Origin of the sequence: Methylobacter sp. (assembly GCF_036845245.1) — a bacterium.
Lineage (GTDB): Bacteria > Pseudomonadota > Gammaproteobacteria > Methylococcales > Methylomonadaceae > Methylobacter_A.
On record NZ_DAIUEH010000058.1, the window covers coordinates 23,235 to 31,610 of the forward strand.

Annotated in this window: 7 protein-coding genes; 2 read left to right on the forward strand and 5 right to left on the reverse strand. The window is 50.7% G+C overall.

Annotated features, from left to right (window positions below):
- Positions 1 to 136 precede the first annotated feature (136 nt).
- From V7051_RS20605 to V7051_RS20620, 4 genes are read right to left on the reverse strand one after another with little or no spacing between them, the layout of a single operon-like run.
- Positions 137 to 397: an acyl carrier protein gene (locus V7051_RS20605; RefSeq protein ID WP_333878221.1), complete on the reverse strand. Its 261-nt coding sequence runs from the start codon at positions 395 to 397 to the stop codon at positions 137 to 139.
- Positions 394 to 1,872 carry a class I adenylate-forming enzyme family protein gene (locus tag V7051_RS20610; protein WP_333878223.1) on the reverse strand — a complete coding sequence of 493 codons (1,479 nt, stop codon included), beginning with the start codon at positions 1,870 to 1,872 and terminating at the stop codon, positions 394 to 396. The genes V7051_RS20605 and V7051_RS20610 overlap by 4 nt, the downstream gene beginning before the upstream one ends.
- A 1-nt stretch (position 1,873) precedes the next feature.
- Positions 1,874 to 3,022: an FAD-dependent oxidoreductase gene (locus tag V7051_RS20615; protein ID WP_333878225.1), complete on the reverse strand. Its 1,149-nt coding sequence runs from the start codon at positions 3,020 to 3,022 to the stop codon at positions 1,874 to 1,876.
- A 3-nt stretch (positions 3,023 to 3,025) separates the two neighbouring features.
- Positions 3,026 to 5,176, reverse strand: a complete 2,151-nt coding sequence (locus tag V7051_RS20620; protein WP_333878227.1) for a heavy metal translocating P-type ATPase — start codon at positions 5,174 to 5,176, stop codon at positions 3,026 to 3,028.
- Between the two features lie 434 nt (positions 5,177 to 5,610).
- Between V7051_RS20620 and V7051_RS20625 the strand changes: the two genes are divergently transcribed.
- Complete coding sequence (locus V7051_RS20625) at positions 5,611 to 5,952, forward strand: DUF2956 domain-containing protein (protein ID WP_333878230.1); 342 nt, start codon at positions 5,611 to 5,613, stop codon at positions 5,950 to 5,952.
- Positions 5,953 to 6,134: 182 nt separating this feature from the next.
- Here V7051_RS20625 and V7051_RS20630 read toward each other — a convergent pair whose 3' ends face one another.
- On the reverse strand, positions 6,135 to 7,781 hold the full coding sequence (locus V7051_RS20630; protein WP_333878232.1) for a sulfatase-like hydrolase/transferase: 1,647 nt from the start codon (positions 7,779 to 7,781) through the stop codon (positions 6,135 to 6,137).
- Positions 7,782 to 7,989: 208 nt separating this feature from the next.
- On the opposite strand from V7051_RS20630, the gene V7051_RS20635 reads away from it, so the two are divergent.
- Positions 7,990 to 8,367 (forward strand): hypothetical protein, encoded by a 378-nt coding sequence (locus V7051_RS20635; protein WP_333878234.1) that lies wholly within the window; start codon positions 7,990 to 7,992, stop codon positions 8,365 to 8,367.
- Positions 8,368 to 8,376 lie beyond the last annotated feature (9 nt).

An 8,376-nucleotide genomic window follows, 5' to 3' on the forward strand; every position in this document is an offset into this window, starting at 1 on the left:
TTAAATACGTTAATGTCAGTGTGGTAAGTAGACGTTCAAAGTCTTTAACATTTTTAGTTTCCATGAAGCTCATGAGGGACATGGAGTTATTTTCACATTTAGTTAAAAAACTGTTGCTTACCTAACTTAATAATCTTCAATCGTCTGAGCTAACCGCACATTTTCGCCGCACAAAATCGAGCAAGGCCTTCACGGAACTGAAGTTTTCCAACACGATGTCGCCTTCGTCAAACTCAATCGCAGCCTGCTTTTCCAGCCAGACAATCAAGTTCATGATGGCCAAGGAGTCGAGGAGGCCCTGATCGATCAGGTTGTCATCGTCATTAAAACCGTCCGGCGCTTTGTCTTTGATGTAGTGGTTAATAATGTGTTCACGTAGCTGCTGTGGTAGGTTCATAGGATTTTGGTATGTTGAGTGGTCAATAATTTTTCGGTATTGCGGATCAATTTGCCGCTGGCGGTACGGGCCAAGCTCTCAACCCAGTGAAATTGGTCGGGGATTTTGTAACCGGCCAAATGTTCGCCGCAGTAGGCTTTGAGTTCGGCGTCATCGGGCGGCTCCTGGTTAGCGGCCGGCACGACGTGGGCGATCGGGGTTTCGCCCAAGCGGCGCGATTTGACGGCAAAGACGCAGGCGGCCTGGATCGCGGGATGACGCTCCAGCACCGTCTCAACTTCGCGGATAAAAAATTTCATGCCGGCAACGCTGATCATTTCTTTGCTGCGACCGACAATGAACAGATAGTCGTCCTCATCGATGAAGCCCAAATCGCCGGTCGCCAACCAACCTCCGTGCTGGCTGAGGATATCGGCGCGCGCTTGCCAGGGCTGGTAATACGCATCTAATAGCCCAGGGCCACAAAGCATAATTTCGCCGATGCCGTTTTCATCGGGCGAATCCAGTGTGACGCTGTAACTGGGCAATAATTTGCCGACCGAACCGCGTTTTTCTTTGGGCGCGTCAAGGTTTACCGCCGGCAGGCCCACTTCAATAATGCCGTAAGTCTCATGGGGCGCGATGCCGAAACGCTGATAAAAAGCTTCGGCAATGTCGGGACGCAGGTAAGCGGTGGTCACGATCGCCAGGCGTAGGTCCAGCAGGGCTTGATCGCTGCGGTCGTGGCTCATCAATTCGTAATGCGTCGGCGCCGCATAAATGAGGCTGGCACGGTAACGATTGGCGGCTTGCAAAATCGTGCTGCCGAAACTGTTCTTACACAAGATGATGGTGGCGCCAAAGCTAAGATAAGCCACGATGGACACCGCAAAATGGTAGGCCATGGATAACAGCCAAATAATGCGGTCGTTGGCGTCGATCTGCAAGCCTTGATTGGCGGCCTGGATGCGGGCAAAGATGGTTTCATGGGACAGAATCACGCCTTTGGCCTCGCCCGTGGTGCCCGAGGTAAAGCGGATGAAAGCCGGATTCAGTCTAGCCAATGCTACGGGTCGTGTTCGTAAGACTTTAAGGTTTAGTAAGCAGGCGTGTTCCGCTAACGGTATCGCGGCTCCGACAGCATGTGCGGCAAACAGCGTACAGTCGGCTGTGGAGATGACCGCGTCAATCGCGATATGCTGGAAAATCAGCTGTTTTTCTTCGGTAGCCAGTTCCATCGGAATCGGGGTGACGCACGCCCCACAGGCCCACAATGCGTAGGTCAAGGCAATGTAGGCTTGGCCGCCGGGATAGTGCAAGCCGATATTCATGCCGGGATGGAGGCCTGCAGCGAGTAACTGTGCCGCCAGGGTTTGAATGTGTTCTCGCAAGGCGCCGTAGCTGATTGAGGCGTCTTCATCCGGACCCAAGATTGCACGATGTTCCGGCCTTAGCGCCGCTTGTTGAAAGAATATTTCAGCCAGATTCAGTGTCATGTTATGAGTTCCCAAAGTGCGCGTTAACCAAACCTTCCCCCATTGCCCAGCAAGTTCCGACCACCCGTGCCGAGGCTTGGGCGCGCGGTTCCGCTGAAAAACATTTTCCGGCCGCAAAAAAATTAGTAAACCCACTGACTTTGAGCGCGCTTAACGGAATTTCGTAGCTGTGGCCGGGTGGGAAGTAATCAAGGCTGACCCCGTGTTCCGGATGCCAATATTCAATCGGCCAACCGGCGCGGCATACCGCATCATCAAAGTGTCGACCTTGTTTGAGATCGGCTTCGGTGAGCGTGTAATCGCCGTATACGCGCCCCCCGTCACGAATACCCAACTGGCCATGGCGGCTGATGAAGGCTTCGGAAAAACCAGGCCGCGCCTGAAGAAAGGCTACAAGTTGATTGACCACGGTCAGCATATGCGCGTGGTCATAATTTTTTGCCGGCAAATTAAATTTTACATAAATCTCTTCAGGATAAACGCCGCCATCAAGCCATAACGTAGCGCATTCCGCCGGTAGTTCATGGTTTTCGGTTGCCTTCCGAATATGCCGTAATAGCGCGAGGCCTTTGGGAAAGTCCAAAATACCTGGGCTAACGCCGCCAAGTTGCACGATCAATCCGGCTAAGGCCGAACCCTCAGTGACCAGGCGCGAATCGATACTGCGTGCAATATCGGCCCGGCCCGTGGCATCGATGACTGCCAGCGTATTGATCGTACGGGATTGCCCATTGCTGCTAACCGTGACTGCATCAATACGCTGGGTATTAATAGCGGCATGGTTAATGCTGGTTTGGTAACAGACGTTAATAGCGGGATACTCGTCAAGCCAACGGCTAATAACCTGTTGATAAATAGTAGGGTCTACGTTTAAAACCCAGGTTTTGCCAATACGCCGCTTGCAGGTAAAAGGACTGGCCTCCACCAGTCGATCAATAAGTTCTTCCGACAGGCCCGAATTAAGGACATCGCCCCGGTCATCAAAAAAGCCGCCTAGGGTATGAATCAAGGCGCCGGTCACGGTGCCGCCAAGCTGCCCTGATTGTTCCAGCAATCGCACCGGGATTTTTTGCCGGGCGGCGGCCAGCGCGCAGGCAATGCCTGTGGCGCCGGCACCTGCGATAACCAGTGCGGGAGATGATTCGGACATACGTTAAGCCGCTGATTGATATTTCGTTATGTTTGTCGGGCCGGGAGAGACTTCGACCGGGTCGTCATCGGCTGGGACGGCCGGTCCTGTGGTAGCCGATACGGGATGGGTGTCGGCATCAGGATGTTCCGCTGTGTCCCCGGCATTGTCTTTGTTGATTTCCAGCAACGGTAACATGGCGTTGCCGATAGCGCCGGTTCCCAATACGAAATGGACCCACATGGAGGTCAGGACGCTAATATTAGCGAACACGGTACCGACCAGAACGATGCCCATGCCGGTGTAGCAAATCCGAAGCCCCCGCTTCAGGTTATTTTCCAGTTTTTCAGACAGCACCATCAGTTCGCATAGGCTGTTCAGGTCGGAATTGGTGAGGATAATATCCGCGACATCGATGGCCAGTGTGGTCGCGCCTCGCAATGAAACGGACAAATCGGCCTGGCGCATGGCGATGGTGTCGTTGACGCCATCGCCGATAAAACAAACACGGCGGCCTTCGGCTTGAAACTGTTTAACAATGCCGGCCTTATCTTCAGGCAATACTTCAGCGAAGAAGCTGTCAACATTCAGCTGTTCGGCTAATTTTTGGGTGGGGGCAAAATGGTCGCCGGAAACGATGCCGATATGTTTGATGCCGTGTTCTCTGAGGCTTTTAAAAACGGCTTGTACTTCGGGCCGTAATGTCGCCTGCAATTCAATAAGGCCGGCAACGTCCCCATCAATGGCAACCATCACCAGGGAATGGCCTTGCTGATGGATGGCGGTCTGTAATTTTTGCGCCGAATCGGGGATGGCAATGCCTTCTGCAACCATAAAACGGGCGCTGCCGACGTGGATGGTGCGGGCATTATATTGCACGACAATGCCAAAGCCCTGGCGGTATTCTATGTCATCGAGATTGTTGATATCCAAACCCGCCGAAGCGGCGTGCTGTATGATGGCCTTGGCGATGGGGTGGGTCAGTTGGTGTTCGGCCAAGGCCGCATAAAACAGGATATCGGAGTGCTGAAAGTCGGCATGGACGACATGAATAGCGCTGACATTCAACTCGCCATCGGTCAAGGTGCCGGTTTTGTCGAACAGCAGGGTGTCGATACTGCTGATTTGTTCGAGGCGTTGACCCTGTTTAATTAAAATATGTTCGGAGGAGGCAACGCTCTGGTAATTGATGGTGGCCAAGGGGCCGAGCAGACGAATGGCCTGGACGGTGTTGCCTTCGAGAATCACCATCGCGCCGGTCGGGCCGGAGAAAACGAGACCGACGCCGGCAAGCACTAAAAAAGGCAGGTTAGCTGCTTCCGCCCACTGTTCGCCGCGCAATTGAATGGCTGTTTTACCCTGGAATGCGTGGTCTAAAATATCGCTCAATTTGCCGATGGTGGTATCCCGACCGGACTTTTCAACTTTAATCTGAAGCTTGCCGGTCAGCATCAAGGTGGATGCGAAAACGGCTTCGCCGACGCCTTTTTCGACAGGATAGGATTCGCCGGTAAATGCATGCTGGTCCACACTGGCCATGCCCTCAACCACCACGCCGTCGACCGGGATAGCTTCACCGGCTTTTACCACTAAAATATCGCCTTGTCGGACATATTCCAACGCAACTTCCCACTCAACGCCGTCCTGAATAATCCAGACTTTTTGGTTGGGATCGAACAGTTGCTCAAAAAGGTGGTCGTGAAGATTTTGTTGGGCGGTGTCTGTGGCTTTGGTAATAATGCTTTCGCCGATATAGGCCAAGCCCAGACCCAGGGCGGCGATAAAATAGCGGCCCGTCCCTATCAACAAAACATTGCCCAAGCCCATCAGTAAATAGCTGTCCACTTTATGTTCTTTAATCAGGCGCTGTTTTACCGCGGTTTCGACCCGGCGGTAAAAAGGGAACATGGTGTAGGTATAAGAGGCGATGTCTAACAGGGCAAATACTGGGGCGGGGTTTAACGCGCGCAAGGTCGCGGCCCCCAGCGTGACGCCGCTCATGACATTATTACGGTGCTGCTGCTCTTTTTGCGTTAGCTCAGGCGTGTTTGTGGGCGGGATAACTTCCAGTTCATTCGCTGTTTTGGGGGGCTCTTTTCGTTTTTTGGTTTTTTTTCGTTCTTCATAAAGCCTGACGCCGGTATAAGAGAGCAGAATGATGGCAAGATCGATCATGATTACTATAGTGGCTCGGCCAGTTTGGAGTGAAAAAGTTAAGCGCTTTCATTTAAGTGATGTAAAACGGTCAAGCTAAGGGGGAAAGCAAGGGCGTTCCTATTTATCCGTTGTTACTTAATCAGCCGCCTATCCTTGAGTGGCTTAAATGTCATGGAAAAATCACTTGTTCGAAATTATAGGCGGATTCAGCTACGAAGTGCAATTGGAACAGTATCTAATGCCTGATTCGAGGGTGTCCTGATTTTGTATAGACGGAGTTTATTGTTGATGCCGAACGAAATCTGACCGCACGTGCCGGTAAAATTTTAACTAGGATAATGAGATAAAAAACATGGATAATTAATGATCTGGACCCAAACTGCATTGGTCATACAAGTTCCTGCATTGCCACTGCAAAATAGCCCAATTTCAACCGCCACCAACCCCCATATATGACTAAAAACAGTTATCAAAAGCCATCGCAGCAAACTCAAGAGGAAGCGTTGAAAATAGCCAGAGGAATTCAACGTCCCGCTCAAACCAAAGAACAAACTAAGTTGATTGCTCAAGGCATTCAAAAAGGAATTGATCTATACAAAAAACAGCAAAAAGAAAAAACCCGAGACTTGAACAGAAAACTTAAGAAAATATCAGGTCAAAAGGAGCTTTCGATTGAGTCGGATGATCATGAGATACAAGAGATAATAATTTATCGGCAGCACCGGCTTCCTTGGCTGCTACTGTTTTTGACATGGCTGGGCGTAGGCATTTACTTTCTCTTTAGAACTCAATGAGTATAAGTTATTGCAATTTGCAAAGACAGCTTCAGCCTTAGCGGGTTTCAGTCGATCAAGGCAGTCTCAACTCGCCCTATTCCTGCCGTTTACATTTTGTACTGCGAACGTCTGATCCTGGTTTTAAACCGGTCATCTGTGGGCTGTCAGAATATTTTGACGCGGCCTTTCTTGCTAAAATTCTATTGATTTAACTGAGCGAACTCAGTGGTTTGCTTTGAAAAAGCCGCAATAAAACGATCCCGCATTTTATCCATACCCCAAACCGGTGCGTTGCCGGCCGGCAGCATTCCATCTGTCCAGCTCCAGTCTTTCACCGCATCCATTACCTTAGAATCACGGCTGATGAGATGTACGAGAACATCGCGGTTATCCGACTCGCCAGCCACAAAAGGGGCCGGCTGGTGATCGCCTAATGCCAGGATGACCAGATTATCGTCGCCATAATTAATGGCGTAAGACACAATATTGGCTAGTGCATATTCGATGGATTTGCGATATTGCTCCCGGATACGCTCGGTATTTTGCCAGACCACCTCAGGCGTGTCCCCAACCCGGTGTTGGTTAAAGATAGTGCCGTCCCCCACCTGATTCCATTCGACGAGTTGGGGTAAAGGCGTCCAAGGTGCGTGGGATGAGATCAAGGCAATCTCAGCCATCACTGGAGTTCGTGCTCCTGATTTGCGTTCCAGGGACTGGAGTGCGGACAGCGTATATTGATCCGGCATAGTGATCCAGTTGAAAGACTGCCCCCGATAGCCCAAATCTTTCGCGGCATAAATCCGGTCGTAACCGAAGTATTTCCCTTGCGGCCAATCCATGGTATGAGCCGGCTGTACCGCCACGGTGCGCCATCCCGCCCGTTGAAAAAGACGGTTAAGCGTGGGGCGTTGACTCATCACCAGACGGTCGTAGCGGGTCTGGCTATTGATCCACAGCCCTGAAAGCAAGGTGCCGTGGGCAAGCCAACTGATTCCACCGTTGGTGGGTGATGTCAAGTAAGCGCTACGGGCAAATAGCCCTTTAGCAGCAAGTTTTGCGCTACTTTGTTCCAGAACCGGCCGGATAGAGGCAGCAAAGTCCGCTTGGTCGAGTACGGTGCGCCCATAAGATTCGATGAACACGACCAATACGTCCTTACCCTTTAGCTTGTCAAAAAGACTGTCGTCCGGCATAGATGCATAAGGATCGTTATTAACGACTTCACTAAAAGCCTTGAGATCGGCAATACTGCTCAAGGTGTTGCTGACATGTTCGGTCATCAAGTCACAAAATGGCGCAGATGCTCTTTGCCAGCCGACGAATGAAAGCCCGGTCCAGATAATCAAAGCTGCGAGCAGTCCTGTGCTGCAAACTTTAGGTGCTAACTGTAGCAATGCCTGGACTTGTCCAAGCAGCATATGCGCCAACAGATAGATCCCAACGACTAGAGCAATCAGCAGTGCCGTCGCGATGAAAGCGCCAGTCAGGCCAATGGTTCCCTGTAGAAGGTTCATGCCATCTGCCAGGAAGTGGGAGTCAAGCACAGGATTGAACGGACGGCCGAATGCTTGATACGTTCCCATATCGGCAAGTTTGAAAATTATCCCTGTCGCCAACAGGAAGGATGCGATAGTGCGGATAACAAAACCTCTACGCCCAGGGCAAAGCAAAACAAGCCCGAGCAAAAGCCCCTCCAGCGGAAAATAGGCAAAAGCTGATGGCGTTATCGAACTGATGCGGTTGGGGATAAGCAGTGCAATAAAAATGAAAACCAGGGCTGAAACGTTCAGGCTGATTTTTATACGCCGCCCCCAAACGTTCGTAGCAAGCATTTCATTTTTCGCCATCTATAAATCTCCGTACTGCACTCGTAAGCAAAATAAGCAGGCGTAACTTTCGCCGATGAGTTGTTCTAAGGTTTGAATAGGCGGCATAATAACAATAAAAAGCTTTCGCTGGTGAAAGGTGTTAATTAGCGCCGGGATATAGATTTCCGGCCACATTGCTAATAGTGCTTTTTCCTATACCCTCCTCTATGATTTTGAAATTGATTTTATGAAACATGAACTGCAAGTAATCGCAGTGCTTGGTTGCAGCATCCTGCTGATCGGGTTTTGTCTTTTAGGGATTACGATGGACTGGGGCAATGCTGGACAATGGCTACTTCAGGCAAGCTTGCTCTGGGGATTTATCTGCCAACATATTTGGCGACGACTCGATCTTAACCGAGCCACTGCGGAAGCGCTTTTATATAGTCATTTAGGCTGGGGTAACCGCCTGACGATCCTGCGGGGCGGACTGATTGCTTTAACGGGCGGATTCCTATTCCAGAATCATGATAATGCCCTCAATGTCTTGCTACCGGCAAGTCTGTATACCTTAGCCGCTATGCTAGTGTTTAATTGCATTAATAGCATTAGATATAGGTTATAGTTGGCGTTA

What these genes read in the sequence shown, in the direction of transcription:
- V7051_RS20605 (WP_333878221.1), bottom strand. Translation starts at nt 397, where the DNA reads ATGAACCTACCACAGCAGCTACGTGAACACATTATTAACCACTACATC.
- V7051_RS20610 (WP_333878223.1), bottom strand. Translation starts at nt 1,872, where the DNA reads ATGACACTGAATCTGGCTGAAATATTCTTTCAACAAGCGGCGCTAAGG.
- V7051_RS20615 (WP_333878225.1), bottom strand. Translation starts at nt 3,022, where the DNA reads ATGTCCGAATCATCTCCCGCACTGGTTATCGCAGGTGCCGGCGCCACA.
- V7051_RS20620 (WP_333878227.1), bottom strand. Translation starts at nt 5,176, where the DNA reads ATGATCGATCTTGCCATCATTCTGCTCTCTTATACCGGCGTCAGGCTT.
- V7051_RS20625 (WP_333878230.1), top strand. Translation starts at nt 5,611, where the DNA reads ATGACTAAAAACAGTTATCAAAAGCCATCGCAGCAAACTCAAGAGGAA.
- V7051_RS20630 (WP_333878232.1), bottom strand. Translation starts at nt 7,781, where the DNA reads ATGGCGAAAAATGAAATGCTTGCTACGAACGTTTGGGGGCGGCGTATA.
- V7051_RS20635 (WP_333878234.1), top strand. Translation starts at nt 7,990, where the DNA reads ATGAAACATGAACTGCAAGTAATCGCAGTGCTTGGTTGCAGCATCCTG.